The sequence below is a fragment of the Pseudomonas alliivorans genome (assembly GCF_017826695.1).
GTDB lineage: Bacteria > Pseudomonadota > Gammaproteobacteria > Pseudomonadales > Pseudomonadaceae > Aquipseudomonas > Aquipseudomonas alliivorans.
This window is the reverse complement of the sequence record NZ_JAFFZW010000002.1, coordinates 924376-938975: the sequence shown is the minus strand read 5'-3', so window position 1 is coordinate 938975 and position 14600 is coordinate 924376. Positions and strand designations below refer to the sequence as shown.

Below are 14600 nucleotides of genomic sequence, written 5' to 3'. Positions count from 1 at the left end.
ATGGGCGGTCCGCACGGGCCGCCCATGTTCTGGAATAGACCCATCATGAACATCCGTCACCTTTTTCGACACGTGGCAGCGGCCGTTGCGCTGCTGGCAGGGATTTCTGGAGTCAGTATGGCGACGAGTTTGAAGTTACCCAGCCCCGCTGAACTCAGCGGTAAATGGCGACTGTTCACTCAGGCCCAGCCGAGTGAGGTCTGTGAATTGCAACTCAATACCGATGCGCCGCAATTGGGCGGAGACCCGGCCTGTGCCGCGCGTTGGTTGAGCGAGACGCCCATTGGATGGTTTCCCACGCCTGACGGGCTGGCGTTTACCGGCAAGGAAGGTAGCGGTCTGATTCATTTCAACCACATGGGCAATCAGCTGTATCAGGCCCGTTTGCCTGGAGGCGACCTGCTCACGCTGGCGCGTCTGGACGAGCAGAACTGAGCCGCACGGATTCGTAAACCGATCACTTTTACCGATGTCACCCGGCTGCGAACGCGGCCTTCAAGGAAGAATCATGAGTGCGTTGCCGTTGGGTGCCCACCCTCCGCTTTATAAAGCCCTTGGGCACTACAAACGCGCGCTGATCAGCGTCGGCTGTTTTACCGCACTGATCAACGTGTTGATGCTGGCTCCATCCATTTACATGCTGCAGGTCTACGATCGCGTTCTGACCTCGCAGAACCAGACCACGCTGGTCATGCTGACCTTGATGGTGGTCGGCTTTTTTGCCTTCATCGGCCTGCTGGAAATGATCCGCAGCTTCGTGGTGATCCGCATCGGTAGCGAGCTGGAGCGTCGCTTCAACCTGCGCGTCTATCAGGCAGCGTTCGAAAGCAATCTGCATGCAGGGCAGCGCCAGGCGGGGCAGGCGCTGGGTGATCTGACGTTCATTCGCCAGTTTCTGACCGGCCCGGCCTTGTTCGCCTTCTTCGATGCGCCCTGGTTTCCTGTCTATCTGGCGGTGATTTTTCTGTTCGATCCGTGGCTGGGTCTGCTGGCCACCGTGGGCGCCGCGTTGCTGGTGGCGCTGGCCTGCCTGAATGAATGGCTGACCCGCAAACCTCTCGGCGAAGCCAGCGGTTTTTCGCAGCAGTCCTCGCAACTGGCTACCCGTCACCTGCAGCAGGCCGAAGCCATTCAGGCCATGGGCATGCTCGATGCCTTGCGCCGCCGCTGGTTCGATGTGCACGGGCGGTTTCTGGCTCGCCAGAACGACGCCAGTGACACGGGCGCGGTGATCAGTTCGATCAGCAAGGCGCTGCGCCTTTGTCTGCAGTCACTGGTGCTTGGCCTGGGTGCGTTTCTGGTCATTCGCGGCCAGATGACCCCCGGCATGATGATTGCCGGTTCGATCCTGATGGGACGGGTATTGAGTCCGATCGATCAATTGATTGCCGTCTGGAAACAATGGAGTTCGGCGCGTTTGGCGTATGGTCGACTGGATCAACTGCTCAGAACCTATGCCGAACCTGCACAGCGCATGGCCTTGCCAGTGCCGCGTGGTCAGCTGGGTGTCGAGCAAGTCAGCGCTGCGCCACCGGGGGTGAGCGTGCCCATGTTGCATCAGGTCAGCTTTCAATTGAAAGCCGGTGAGGTGCTCGGCGTGCTGGGTGCGTCCGGCTCGGGAAAGTCGACCCTGGCGCGCGTGTTGATCGGAATCTGGCCGGTGCTCGGCGGCGCAGTACGTCTCGACGGTGCCGACATGCATCGTCTGGACCGTGAGGCGCTCGGGCCTTATATCGGTTACCTGCCGCAAGATATCGAACTGTTCAGCGGCACCGTGGCACAGAACATCGCGCGCTTCCGTGAAGGTGACGCCAGCGCTGTGGTGGCTGCGGCGCAACTGGCGGGTGTGCACGAGCTGATTCTGCGTCTGCCGCAGGGTTACGACACTCGCCTGGGCGACGACGGCAGTGGCTTGTCCGGCGGGCAGAAACAACGGGTAGCACTGGCCCGCGCGTTATATGGCGAGTCGAAGCTGGTGGTGCTCGATGAACCCAACTCCAATCTGGACACCGCAGGCGAAGCCGCATTGACCCGGGCAATTGGTGAGCTCAAGGCACGTGGCTGCACGGTGGTGCTGGTCACTCATCGAACCGCGTCCTTGTCGCAGACCGACCAATTGCTGGTGCTCAACGAAGGGCGCATGCAAGCGTTCGGGCCTACGGCACAGGTTCTTCAGGCCCTGTCCGGTCAGGCTTCGCAGCCACAATCTCCCGTGCAGCCGCATCCACCGTCATCACCGCGTCCCGCCGTCGGGCTTTCCATGAGCCGCCAGTACGGCACACAGAACAGGCAGTCCGAAGCATGAGCAGCCCACTCGTTAATGATTACGCCGTTCCGGGCAAGGAGCGCGGCGTGCAATTTTTTACCCGTGCCGGTTGGCTGCTGACGCTGGTCGGTGCTGGCAGTTTCTTTTTATGGGCAAGCCTTGCGCCGTTGGATCAGGGCATCGCAGTGCAGGGCACAGTGGTGGTCTCGGGCAAGCGCAAGGCAGTGCAGTCGCTTGACAGCGGCGTGGTGAGCAGGATTCTGGTCACTGAAGGGCAGGCTGTAAAAGAAGGCGAACCGCTGTTTCGTCTGGATCAGACCCAGGTTGAAGCTGATGTTCAGTCGCTGCGCGCTCAGTATCGTATGGCCTGGGCAAGTCTGGCGCGCTGGCAGAGTGAGCGCGACAACCTGAGCGACGTGAATTTTCCCGCCGAGTTGATTGCCGCCGGGCAGGGGCAGGATCCCGATCCGCGGCTGGCAATGGTGCTCGAAGGGCAACGCCAGTTGTTCAGCAGCCGCCGGCAGGCCCTTGCGCGTGAGCAGGCCGGGCTGCAAGCAAGCATCGAAGGTGCTGGCGCGCAACTGGCCGGCATGCGTCGGGCGCGCGCCGATCTGCTGGCCCAGGCCGATTCGTTACGCCAACAGCTGAGCAACCTGCAACCGCTGGCGCAGAATGGCTTCATTCCGCGCAATCGCCTGCTGGAATACGAGCGTCAGTTGTCCCAGGTCCAGCAGGAAATGGCTCAGAACGCGGGCGAAACCGGGCGGATCGAGCAGGGCATCGTCGAGTCCCGGCTGCGCCTGCAGCAACAGCGTGAGGAGTACCAGAAAGAGGTGCGCACGCAGTGGGCCGATGCGCAGGTCAAAACCCTGACCCTTGAGCAGCAGCTGGCGTCTGCGGGTTTCAGTCTGCAGCACAGCGAGATTCTCGCGCCTGCGGACGGCATTGCCGTGAACCTTGGCGTACACACGGAAGGTGCCGTGGTGCGCGCCGGTCAGACTCTGCTGGAAGTTGTCCCGCAAGGTACCCGGCTTGAAGTCGAAGGCCGTCTGCCGGTCAACCTGATCGATAAGGTCGGCAGTCACCTGCCCGTGGACATTCTGTTCACCGCCTTCAACCAGAACAGCACGCCCCGTGTGACCGGCGAAGTGAGCCTGATCTCTGCCGACCAGCTGGAAGACGAGAAAACCGGTCAGCCTTACTACGTGCTGCGCACCTCGGTGAGTGATGCGGTGATGGAGAAGCTCAACGGCCTGGTGATCAAGCCCGGCATGCCCGCAGAGATGTTCGTGCGCACCGGTGAGCGGTCACTGCTCAATTATCTGTTCAAACCTTTGCTGGATCGTGCCGGCTCCGCGTTGACCGAGGAATAGGATGATCCACTTGACCCGTAAGGCTGCCGCGCTGGCAGCCCTGTTGCTCTGCGTCTCTCCCGCAAGCCATGCCCTGGGGCCGTTTCAGATCTACGAGCAGGCGCTGCGCAATGATCCGGTGTTCCTTGGCGCGTTGAAGGAACGTGACGCCGGGCTGGAAAACCGCGCCATAGGCCGTGCAGGCCTGTTGCCCAGAGTGTCTTACACCTACAACAAGGGGCGTAACGACTCCAAAGCGACCTTGAAGGGCGGCCGTGAAGACACCACTGATCATCGCCATTACAACAGTTTCGGTTCCAGCCTCACGATCCAGCAGCCCCTGCTCGATTACGAGGCCTACGCCAGCTACCGCAAAGGTGTGGCTCAGGCGTTGTTTGCCGACGAGACCTTTCGCGGCAAAAGTCAGGAGTTGCTGGTTCGGGTTCTGACGGCCTACACCCAGGCGCTGTTCGCTCAGGACCAGATCAACATCGCCCAGGCCAAGCAACAGGCGTTCGAGCGTCAGTTCGAACAGAACCGGCAGATGTTTCAACAAGGCGAGGGCACTCGTACCGACATTCTTGAAGCCGAATCGCGCAACGAACTGGCGATTGCCGAGCAGATCGAAGCTCGCGATGAACAGGATGCCGCCTTGCGTGAACTGGGAGCGCTGTTGGGTGAGCAGGCGATCTCCATCGAGCAACTGGACCCGCTCAGGGATAGCTTTCAGGCCATGGTTCTGGAACCGTCAAGTTTCAGTGAGTGGCATGCGCTGGCAATGGCCAACAGCCCGATTCTCGCCTCGCAACGCCAGGCCCTGGAAGTGGCTCGTTACGAAGTGGAGCGTAACCGCGCGGGGCATCTGCCGAGGGTCAATGCGTATGCGAGCATTCGCCAGAACGAGTCCGACAGCGGTAATACCTACAACCAGCGTTACGACACCAATACGGTGGGCATTGAGGTCAGTCTGCCGCTGTACGCAGGCGGCGGCACCAGCGCCTCGGTGCGTCAGGCCAACAGCGTGAGGGAGCAGGCGGAGTACGAGTTGGAAGGCAAGACGCGGGAAACCCTGATCGAACTGCGTCGGCAGTTCAATGCGTCCACTTCCGGTGTGAACAAACTGCGCGCCTATCAAAAGGCGCTGGTGTCGGCGCAGGCGCTGGTCGAGTCGACGCGGCAGAGCATACTGGGCGGCGAACGCATCAACCTCGATGCGCTCAACGCCGAACAGCAGCTCTACAGCACGCGCCGCGACCTGGCGCGTGCCCGATATGACTACCTGATGGCCTGGATCAAGTTGCATTATCACGCAGGCACCTTGCGCGATACGGATCTGGCGCGTATCGACGAGGCGTTCGTACAGCCTCGTTGAGCACGCCTCAGGCTTTTTTGCCGAAGCGCTTCAACGAGAACGCTGACAGGTCCACATCGCTGGTGCCATGCAGACAACGCTGGGCCAGCGCCAGCCCCAGTCCGGCCGAATGCTTGAAACCGTGCCCGGAACAGGCCGAGACCACCGTCACATTTTTCAGGTGCGGGTGGTCGTCGATGATGAAATGGTAGTCCGGCGTCACGGTGTAGGCGCATACCGATGACTTCACTACCTCTGCCTTGAGTCCTGCGATCTTGCCGCTCACCTGCGTCTTGAACATCGTCCGCTCATCCTCGGCACTGACGCTGCGGTCCAGCTCGCACGCCGCAGATGCCTGCAGGTATTGCTCGGTGGCAATCTTCATGCTGCCTTCGCCGGGCAATGGCGGAAAGCCGTAATTGATGTCCATCTCGCCAGGGCCGTGGGTCAGGATGAAGCTGGGCGATACCGGGGCGAATGCGGCAGTGTCTTCCAGTGCGAACCAGAACAGTTGCTGCCGACAGACTCGCAACAGATCGGTAAACGGTTCGCCGAGCAGTTGTGACGACCACATCCCGGCACTGACCACTACCTTGTTCGCGAGGATCGACCCCTGATCAGTCGTGATGCGCACCTGGTCACCCTGAGGCTGCAAGCGGGTGACGGTTTCGTTCATACGGATACGCGCGCCCAGTTTTTCGGCCAGTTGCAACTGAACGGCGATGCAGCGCTCGGGCCTTACGAAGCCTCCGTCAGGTTCGAAATAGCCAATGGCGGTCTCCAGGATCGGACTGAACTGGGGGAATCGTTCGCGAATGGCCCCGGCTGAAAGCACCTCATGCTTTACAGCATACTCACGGGCAAGGGCGATGGTCTTGTGGGTGAAATCTTCCGGGTCGTGTGGGTCATAGGCCGGGCTGGATGTCATCACCAACACGCCGCACTGCTCGAACAGGGATTCACCGGTCAACGCTTCAAGCTCGCGCCAGATGCGCTGCGAATGGCGCACCAGCGGCAGGTATTGCGGTCCTTCACCTACCGATAGCCGGGTGATGCGCGTATCGCCATGGCTGGAACCCTGCGTGTGTGGCGGTGCGTACCGGTCGATCCCCAGCACATCTGCACCTTGTCTGGCCAACTGATACAGCGTTGCGGCACCCATCGCGCCCAGGCCGAGAACGGCCACCTCACATTGTTGCTCCATCTTGCAGACTGCCTCGGGTAAAGGATCCATTTCAGAGGCAAGCGCGTCAGGAATCAACAGTCATTTTCATCTATCGATAGGCCGGGGCATGACCACGCATATTCGGGGCTGGATTTGAATCAAGTAGATGTAAGATTTTTGGCTTGCACTCATCGCCGGTTTTAAGGTTCGAAATTCGTCAGAAGTTGTCCACGGAAATCGTGGGTATGTCTGTGGGTAACTTTTTGAAACCCTTGAATGACGTGGGGTGCAGCTGTGTGGTTAATTTATGAACAGCTCATGTTTCGCTCCCACGCTGAGCAGTGATTTGCCCGCAAATCACTGCGTTGCCGAGTGCCATGGCGCACAAAAAGGAAATTTTTTCGTTGTCCGGGGCGTGTGAATGACGCGTTCCTGCATGACAAAAATCTGCCGTTGGCGCACCTGAGTGACCGTTGCGTCAGGCCGGTTCCACAATCATTCATCAGGTCGCTCCGGGCGTAGCTGACGGGCTCGATCTCCCTGCGCAGGGTGCGAAAGCGGAGCCGTCACAATCGGATGCTATATTTTTTTGCCGTGCGCAGCGCTCGAAAAATCTATCGTTGTACAGAATTCAGCCAACTAAGCCGCGACAAAGGCGTTCGGAAAACCGAATGTTTTGCACCGTATCACGGCGCAATTTCGGTGCGTGTTACTACAACTACTGGCGGGGCTGCGTCAAACAAGACGTGTACGGACAGCCCGACACTTCGTTGATGACAACCTTATTAAAACATTTGCTGGAAGTTGCGCATGATTGTGCGGATTTTACGGGCATGCCCTGTTTCAGTGCCGCGCCACATTCGGTAAACCGAATGTCGTCATGGTGGCCTCAATAGGCACGATAGAAAAACACCACAAGATAATTGTCTTACATTAATTTAAAGTATGCGATTCGCGGCACCGGACGCCTGGAGACTCTTGAAGTCCGTACCCGAAGTATTCCTGATATTCGACGGAAGTGATTATCATCGTGAGGGGAATGGATGGATGAGTGTGCTATGAACAACGACTCATTGCCGATGGAGCATGAGGTTCTCGATATCTTTGGCACTCTGCAGTCCTTTATCCGCAAGGCAGCACCGCTCAATGTCGATATGGTTCTGGAAGGCGAAACCGGCACGGGGAAAGACACGCTTGCCCGCCGGATTCACCAATTGTCCGGCCGGGAAGGGCCGCTGATTGCGATCAACTGTGCTGCGGTGCCCGAGCAACTGGCCGAGAGCGAGCTGTTCGGTGTGATGGCCGGCGCCTACACCGGTGCCTCCAAGTCCAGAGCGGGGTATATCGAAGCCTCTCACAACGGCACTCTGTATCTGGACGAGATCGACAGCATGCCGCTGCTGCTGCAGGCCAAGCTGTTACGTGTGCTGGAGATGCGCGGAATAGAGCGGCTGGGTTCCACACGGTTCGTGGCGTTGAACCTTCGGGTGATCGTGGCAACCCAGACTCCGCTGGAAAAACTCGTCGAGGAAGGCAAGTTCCGCCGCGACCTGTTTTTCCGGCTCAATGTCATCAAGATTCAGTTGCCGACCTTGCGCTCCCGACTGGATCATCTGCCTTCGCTGTTCGAGCGATTTGTCGTCGAGACCGCCGAAAAGCATGGTCAGCCCATCCCGGTGCGTGATCCGCATGTCCTCAACCGGCTGCTCAGCCACCGCTGGCCCGGTAATATTCGCGAACTCAAATGTGCGGCAGAGCGTTTCGTTCTGGGTATGCCGCCGCTCAGTAGCGAGAACGATTCTCAGACTGAAAACAGTATTCATTTGAAGAGTTACCTTCGACAGTTCGAGAAAGCACTTATTCAGGATTGTCTGTCGCGCCATCCCAAGAGCATCGACTCGGTTATCAATGAACTGGGTATTCCCCGGCGCACGCTGTATCACCGCATGAAGAGCCTGAGCATCAACTCGCCCGAGCTGTGATCATCACCATGAAATGATTGTTGTCATTCAATGGAACCGCTTTTGACTATCGGCCACTCATGCTTCGAACACACATGATGTGTTCGAACATTCTCGATGATCAGGAGTAATAACTATGGCTGGTACTGCTTCGCTCGGCGCTTCGATGGCTGCAATGACCAAAATGGATGCAACTGCGGCTGCAACCACAACAATGAACGCTGAAGCCCAATCCAACAAAATGATGACCGATACCGTAAACGGTATCGCCAGCGCCTATCAGGACTCCGCCACCAAGGCGCAGAACTCTGCACAGCAAACCGGTAAGGCGATCAACTACTAAGTGGTTGGCGTGCCCTCTCGGTTGATACCGGGAGGGCTTCAACCTGTGCGGTTTTCAAGGAGTGGATTCATGATTTCTTCTACTGCAAGCGTTCCACAAAGTGCCTCCTTCCAAAGTACCTTCGCCAGTACGCAGATGACCTCCATGCAGTCCGATTCGGGCGGCGCGGCAGGCAAGATCGCTTCGCTGCTGGGCGATTCGATGTTCGAAAAAAAAGGCAGCGGTGCCAACATCCGTGATACCGACAATCCATTGCTTGGCATGGTCGCCGATCACATGGACAAGAATCCGGGTAAATACGGCAAACCCGACGACGCCACAGGCAATGTCAACGGTTGGCGCGACGAGCTTTCCGAAGACAAGTACCTGAACAGTGAAGAGAAGGAAGCGTTCACCAAAGGGCTTGAAGGACTGATCACCGAGTTCCTCAGTGGCGGCTCGACCGGCAGCGCTTCCGGCGGTGCGGGTACCGGGCAGGGCGTGGGTTCCGGTCAGAATCCTGCGTCCAACTGGGGCGCACCGGCTGCCAACAGCGGCAATGCGTCGGGCGGCGGTCTGCAGGAGCTTCTGGCGGCGCTGCTCGGTAGCCTGGGCGAGGAAAAGCTCGACAACCTTCTGCAACCCAACACCAGCCCCAATGCCAAGAGCGGTCAGACGACGTTCTCGTTCGAAGACAAGGATGTGCTCAAGGAAGTGTCGCGTTTCATGGACATGCACCCTGAAGAATTCGGCAAGCCTGATGGCAAGTCCAAGGACTGGATGGGCGAGTTGTCCGAAGGCGACAACGTCATGTCCAAAGGCGAAAGCGAGCAGTTCCAGAAAGCCATTGACATGATCAAGGGCGAAATCAAGGGCAGCGCGCAAGGCGACTCACTGGGCGGCCTGTTTCCGAACGCGGAACAGAATTTCCAGAACGGCGGCGCGGGCAACACCCTGAAAACCGATGCCAGCATCGCGGCGGGCAATGTCCTGTCGGTTCTGGTTCAGCAAAGCACCACCAACTATCGCGGTTGATGGGTAAACCTTCGTCTTGGCAGGAGAATCAACTATGGCGATCACTCGCATATCCCATCATCAATCGGGTCTTCCCGAGCTTGATGCAGCGTCAGATGCGGCTCCTGCCGAGGCGGACATCAGCTGGTTCAACGCGGCCATGCGCTCGAACGCAGCGCCTGCGCAAAGCGACCCGCAACGAATGATCTCGCCGATCTCCGAGGCGTCGCTTGCCTACCAGAAAGATTCGGAAAAGGTCGACCGCAATCTGCAGCGCGCCGCCCGTTCCAACGATCCGCAAACCCTGATCGAGGCCAACCGTTCGTTGTCTTCGTTCTATCTGGAAAGTCTGTTGAGCGCCAAGCTGGTGAGCAAGGCCGCCCAGACCGTGGAAAAACTGACCAGTCTGCAATAAGGCGTGATTATGCATCCCAGGACAGTCAGGTGTGTCGTGGTCGTTCTGTTGGCATTACTGATGGCCGGTTGTGGTGATCGCATGGAATTGCATCGCGACCTGACCGAACAGGACGCCAACGAAGTTCTGGCCGAACTCGCCAGCAAAAACATCGATGCGCAGAAGCGTCTCGACAAGGGCGGTGTTGCAGTGCTCGTGTCCACGCAGGACATTTCCCGGGCCGTGCGGGTACTGGAAGCCGTGGGTTTGCCGCGCCGTTCCCGCTCCACACTGGGCCAGGTGTTTCGCAAGGAAGGCGTGATTTCATCGCCGCTGGAAGAGCGGGCCCGCTACATCTATGCCCTGTCTCAGGAGCTAGAGCAGACCCTGTCGCAAATAGACGGCGTGGTCGTTGCCAGGGTCCACGTGGTTCTGCCCGAGCGCATCGCGCCGGGGGAGCCTGTGCAACCGGCGTCGGCTGCTGTGTTCATCAAGCATCGGGCCGACCTGGAGCCTGACAGCGTGCTGCCGCGCATCCGGCGTATGGTCGCCAGCAGTATTCCCGGCATGACCAATGCGGACGAACGGAAACTGGCCGTGGTGTTCGTGCCGGCCCAGGGTTACCAGGAGACGGTGGAAATGGTCAGCATCGGGCCGTTCAACGTCACGCGTGAACGTTTCGAGTTCCTGCAGTGGGTTGCAGCGCTGTGTGGGGTTGGACTGGTGCTGCTGCTGGCCGGTCTGTGGGCGCTCAATCCGCGTCTGCGAGAACGTCTGCTACGCAGAAACACTACGCCGCCTTCGAGCGAAACCTCGCTATGAATATCAGCGAGCCTCAGGCGCTGATCTGGGTTCGCTGGTGGGCTCAGGGCTGGCGCGACGCTCACGCCAGTTGGCAGCTGTCGGAGCAGGCCCGGGCCAATGCCTCGACCCTGCATCTGCTGGAGCAGGTCAGTGCGCAGTCGGCCGATCGCTGTCTTGGCATGACGTCGGCGATACCGCCGCAGCCCGAAGCGTTGTTGATGCCCTTGCTGGATCTTGATCCGCAGGAGTGGGCGCTGGCGCTGAGGCTGTGTGTGACGGTCTGCGCCGGTACCCATCGACAGCGAACCTCTGGTCTGGATGAGTCTGCCCACCTGTGGTGTCGCCGGCTCGGCAAGGGATTGCAGCCGGGTCGCTGGATGCCCGGTCAGTGGAACCCCGATCCCTGCGAGGTGGCCGGATTGAGTCTGTTGCGCCGCCGTGTCGGTGAACGGCTGTGGCAGAGGCTGCGACTCAGGTTTGCGCGCACCGCGGTCGAGGAAGCCGAGCGGATGGTTTTCGAAGAGGTGCCTGCCGTGCGTCTGCGTGCGCTGTGGCAGGCCATCGCCGGGTACGTACTGAACGCTCGTAATGAAGGAAACACTCATGTTGACCCGTCGCAGTCTGAACCTTCCAGCTGATCGAATCACACTCATCGAGCCGCTGTTGCGTCGGGAGACCCTTGAGGATTGTCTGCTGGCCGATGAGGTATTGCATGACGCCCGTACCCAGGCCGAGGCCATTCTCGCCGAGGCCCATGCCGAAGCCGATGTGTTGCGTCAGTCCTGTGAAGAGCAGGCGCGGGCCGAGGTCTGGGAAGAGGCGCGGGCGTTGCTCGATGACTTGCGCACCCAGCGCGAGCAGGCCCTGGAAACGTTGGTCGAGACGGCCGCGCAATTGGTGAGCCAGGCATTGGGAAGTCTGCTGGAGAAAATCCCGACCGATAAAAAGGTCAGGTCGGTGATTCGTCAGTTGGTGCTGGCCAGTTCGAATCAGGAGACCGCCTTGCTGTTCTGCCATCCCGATCAGTTGGAAGCGGTGGCGCTGAATCTTGAAACACATGATCAGCCTGGCTGGACCCTGCGAACCGATGCCAGCCTTGACCCGGACGCGATCAGCCTGCGCACGGAACACGGGGATTTCAGCCTCAGCTGGAGCGGCTTGCAGCAACAGATCTGGCCTTGAACATCAGGTTCTGGAACCAAAACCGGTGCCTTGCCACTCAGTCAGCAGTTTCCGGACCAGGAGTATCACCATGCTTTCTTCAGATGCACTCAGACGCCGTCTCGACAGTAATTTTGAAAACGCCCAGCAGGATCTGGATTCGGCTGCGCTGAATATGGATGCCTTTTCCCCCGAAGACTGGCACGCCTTCAACTCGGCCATTCGCCAGTCATCCACCGCCAGTTGGGCCGCCAACCAGGAGATTGTGGTCAAGCACAACCTGGCCAAGGCGATCATCAATGAAATCCGTTGACCTGCTCGCCACGGTCGAGCGTTGGCTCGACAGTGGTAAGGCCGAGTTGCTGTTGCAGATCGATCAGCAGCCGCTGCGCATTCAACGTGGCACCAACGGGCTGATCTATACCGCGCCGCTCAGCGCGGCCTGGCGTGGCGACGATGAAAGCCTGGCCGCCGCACTGCGGTTGTCGGGCCCCAGCATTCGACGTTTCAGCGCGGCGCTGGCACTGGACCCGCAAAGCCATCGGCTCTGTCTGGTGCAGTTCCAGTCGTTCCAGGGCACCTCGCCGGTCATCAGCATCATTGAGGCGCTGGTCAACCAGCGTGACGTGTGGGAGTCGATGCTCGAAGCGGCAGCATCGCCTGTAAAACGCCCGGTTCGTCCTCTGTCTCTGGGGAATTCGTATGTTTAAGCAGTGCCTGAAACGTTTTTTCTGGATTTCAGTGTTGTGCGTGCAGGCTGAAGTCGCCACCGCTGGCGTGCCTGAAGAGTGGCGCCAGTCCGCCTATGCGTATGAGGCGTCGCAAACCCCCTTGACCACCGTGTTGTCGGATTTCGCCAGCTCGTACGGGGTGGGTATCGACAGCCGGGGTATCACCGGTGTGGTGGATGCGAAGATCCGCGCGGGCAACGCTCAGGAATTTCTTGATCGTCTGGCGCTGGAACATCAGTTCCAGTGGTTTCTGTACAACGGCAAGCTGTACGTGAGCCCGCAATCGAGCCAGGTGTCCCAGCGCCTTGAAGTGTCGGCTGATGCCGCGCCGGATCTGAAGCAGGCGCTGACCGACATCGGCCTGCTGGACAAACGTTTCGGCTGGGGCGAGTTGCCGGATGAAGGCGTGGTGCTGGTCAGCGGACCGGCTCGCTATGTGGAACTGATTCGCGGTTTCAGCAAGGAGAAGGTCAAGGCACAGGACAAGCATCAGGTCATGATGTTTTCGTTGCGCTACGCCGCCGTGGCCGATCGCGAGATTCAATACCGCGAGCAGAGCATCACCATTCCGGGTGTCGCGACCCTGCTGGACGGCTTGCTGGAAAGTCAGCGCAGGCCTCCGTTGCCGCAGGACCCGGCCGCCAACATTCGCGCCATGCAGGACATGGCCGAGATGGGCCAGAGCAAGATCATGAACCTGGCCAGCAGCCGCAAGGCCGCACCCGCACGCAGCGGTGAGAGCAAGTCCAACAGCAACCGCCGTGTGGTGGCGGACGTGCGCAACAACGCCGTGCTGATCTACGATGATCCCGAAAAGCGCGACACCTATCAGCAACTGGTACAGCAGCTCGATCAGCCCAGTAATCTGGTGGAAATCGACGCGGTCATCCTCGACATCGATCGCAGTCAGCTGAGCAGCCTGGAATCCCGATGGTCTGCACGTGCAGGCTCGGTCAACTTCGGCAGTTCCTTGCTGACCGGAGGTTCCTCTACCCTGTTCATCAACGATTTCGACCGTTTCTTTGCCGATATACAGGCACTCGAAGGGCAGGGGGTTGCCTCGGTCATTGCCCGACCTTCGGTACTGACGCTGGAAAACCAGCCCGCGGTGATTGATTTCAGCCGAACCGCTTATATCACCACCACCGGAGAGCGGGTCGCGAACGTTCAGCCGGTGACGGCGGGCACCAGCCTGCGGGTCATTCCACGGACCATCGCCGGTGAACAGCCCAACCGGTTTCAGTTGATCGTCGATATCGAAGACGGCCAGCTCGAGCGCACCCGCGACAACGATACGCCGGATGTGAAGCGTGGCACGGTCAGTACTCAGGCGGTCATCGGAGAAAACCGTTCGCTGGTCATCGGCGGTTTTCACGTCGACGAGAGTGGAGAACGTCAGGACAAGGTACCGATTCTCGGAAGCCTGCCTGTGATCGGCGCGCTGTTCACGTCAAAGCGCCATGAAGTCTCTCGACGTGAACGTTTATTCATCCTCACGCCCCGGCTGGTGGGCGATCAGCTCGACCCATCGCGCTATATCGCCAGGGAAAACCGCCCGCAACTCGACAGAGCCCTTGCGCTGAGCGGCTCGCCCAGTACCCGGCAGCAAAAGAGGGACCTGGTGGGCAAGGCGTTTTCGGAACTGGCCAATGGACGACTGCCGCCTGATGTCAAAGAGTCATCATCTGGCGTGGCGCTGAAGGACCTGTGTAGAGTGGATCAGGGTCTTTCGATCGATGCGTCTCGGGGACAATGGTTCAGAGGCGACACCTTCGATGTCACCGTCGGGGTGGTTCGCAACGACAGTGCCCGTGCCAAGGCTTTTTCACTGGCGTCCTGTGCCGGTGCTCGGACACTTGCAGTAACAATGTTACCCGTAACGGAGTTGCAGCCGGGCCAGTCCACCGAAGTGTTCGTGGCCACCCGATCTGCCGCCGCCACTGCGGTGCCTGCAGCCCCTGTGAGAGTTTCAATATTGCCGCCTTGATGCCGATGTTGATACATGGATATACCGTGCCTGACGGTGCAATCGTTCATATCCGGCACTCGTAATACGCGTTAACGGTCATTTCAATACAG

15 protein-coding genes are annotated in these 14600 nt (G+C 59.3%); 14 read left to right on the top strand and 1 reads right to left on the bottom strand.

What is annotated here, in order from left to right; genetic code table 11:
• Positions 1–45 precede the first annotated feature (45 nt).
• The 4 genes from JTJ32_RS08800 (at position 46) to JTJ32_RS08785 (ending at position 4990) form a co-directional block, all read left to right on the top strand.
• Positions 46–435 (top strand): protease inhibitor Inh/omp19 family protein, encoded by a 390-nt coding sequence (locus tag JTJ32_RS08800; RefSeq protein WP_184323345.1) that lies wholly within the window; start codon positions 46–48, stop codon positions 433–435.
• A 73-nt stretch (positions 436–508) separates the two neighbouring features.
• Positions 509–2305 (top strand): type I secretion system permease/ATPase, encoded by a 1797-nt coding sequence (locus tag JTJ32_RS08795; RefSeq protein WP_184323346.1) that lies wholly within the window; start codon positions 509–511, stop codon positions 2303–2305.
• On the top strand, positions 2302–3639 hold the full coding sequence (locus tag JTJ32_RS08790) for an HlyD family type I secretion periplasmic adaptor subunit (protein WP_099227979.1): 1338 nt from the start codon (positions 2302–2304) through the stop codon (positions 3637–3639). The genes JTJ32_RS08795 and JTJ32_RS08790 overlap by 4 nt, the downstream gene beginning before the upstream one ends.
• 1 nt (position 3640) lies before the next feature.
• A complete protein-coding gene (locus JTJ32_RS08785) occupies positions 3641–4990 on the top strand; it encodes a TolC family outer membrane protein (protein ID WP_184323347.1) in 1350 nt (449 codons plus the stop codon).
• A 7-nt stretch (positions 4991–4997) separates the two neighbouring features.
• On the opposite strand, the gene solA is transcribed toward JTJ32_RS08785, so the two are convergent.
• The gene (gene solA, locus JTJ32_RS08780) at positions 4998–6173 is read right to left on the bottom strand and encodes an N-methyl-L-tryptophan oxidase (RefSeq protein WP_210041799.1); all 1176 of its coding nucleotides are present in this window, start codon (positions 6171–6173) and stop codon (positions 4998–5000) included.
• A gap of 1019 nt (positions 6174–7192) precedes the next feature.
• On the opposite strand from solA, the gene JTJ32_RS08775 reads away from it, so the two are divergent.
• The 10 genes from JTJ32_RS08775 to sctC all read left to right on the top strand — a co-directional run bounded on the left by JTJ32_RS08775 (position 7193) and on the right by sctC (position 14508).
• Complete coding sequence (locus JTJ32_RS08775; RefSeq protein ID WP_099227976.1) at positions 7193–8116, top strand: sigma 54-interacting transcriptional regulator; 924 nt, start codon at positions 7193–7195, stop codon at positions 8114–8116.
• Between the two features lie 115 nt (positions 8117–8231).
• Positions 8232–8438: a type III secretion system major pilin HrpA gene (locus JTJ32_RS08770; RefSeq protein ID WP_004884739.1), complete on the top strand. Its 207-nt coding sequence runs from the start codon at positions 8232–8234 to the stop codon at positions 8436–8438.
• A 69-nt stretch (positions 8439–8507) separates the two neighbouring features.
• Positions 8508–9452 (top strand): DNA-binding protein, encoded by a 945-nt coding sequence (locus JTJ32_RS08765; protein WP_210041797.1) that lies wholly within the window; start codon positions 8508–8510, stop codon positions 9450–9452.
• Between the two features lie 34 nt (positions 9453–9486).
• The gene (sctI, locus tag JTJ32_RS08760) at positions 9487–9846 is read left to right on the top strand and encodes a type III secretion system inner rod subunit SctI (protein ID WP_099227973.1); all 360 of its coding nucleotides are present in this window, start codon (positions 9487–9489) and stop codon (positions 9844–9846) included.
• Positions 9847–9855: 9 nt separating this feature from the next.
• Positions 9856–10647 (top strand): type III secretion system inner membrane ring lipoprotein SctJ, encoded by a 792-nt coding sequence (gene sctJ / locus JTJ32_RS08755; RefSeq protein WP_099227972.1) that lies wholly within the window; start codon positions 9856–9858, stop codon positions 10645–10647.
• Positions 10644–11267: a hypothetical protein gene (locus JTJ32_RS08750; protein WP_210041795.1), complete on the top strand. Its 624-nt coding sequence runs from the start codon at positions 10644–10646 to the stop codon at positions 11265–11267. The genes sctJ and JTJ32_RS08750 overlap by 4 nt, the downstream gene beginning before the upstream one ends.
• Positions 11233–11811 (top strand): type III secretion system stator protein SctL, encoded by a 579-nt coding sequence (gene sctL, locus JTJ32_RS08745; RefSeq protein ID WP_210041793.1) that lies wholly within the window; start codon positions 11233–11235, stop codon positions 11809–11811. The genes JTJ32_RS08750 and sctL overlap by 35 nt, the downstream gene beginning before the upstream one ends.
• 70 nt (positions 11812–11881) lie before the next feature.
• On the top strand, positions 11882–12103 hold the full coding sequence (locus JTJ32_RS08740) for an HrpF family protein (RefSeq protein WP_004884749.1): 222 nt from the start codon (positions 11882–11884) through the stop codon (positions 12101–12103).
• Entirely contained in the window at positions 12090–12500 is a 411-nt protein-coding gene (locus tag JTJ32_RS08735; protein WP_210041791.1) for a type III secretion system chaperone, read from the top strand. The genes JTJ32_RS08740 and JTJ32_RS08735 overlap by 14 nt, the downstream gene beginning before the upstream one ends.
• Positions 12493–14508: a type III secretion system outer membrane ring subunit SctC gene (sctC, locus tag JTJ32_RS08730; protein WP_236059221.1), complete on the top strand. Its 2016-nt coding sequence runs from the start codon at positions 12493–12495 to the stop codon at positions 14506–14508. The genes JTJ32_RS08735 and sctC overlap by 8 nt, the downstream gene beginning before the upstream one ends.
• The last annotated feature ends 92 nt before the right edge of the window (positions 14509–14600 follow it).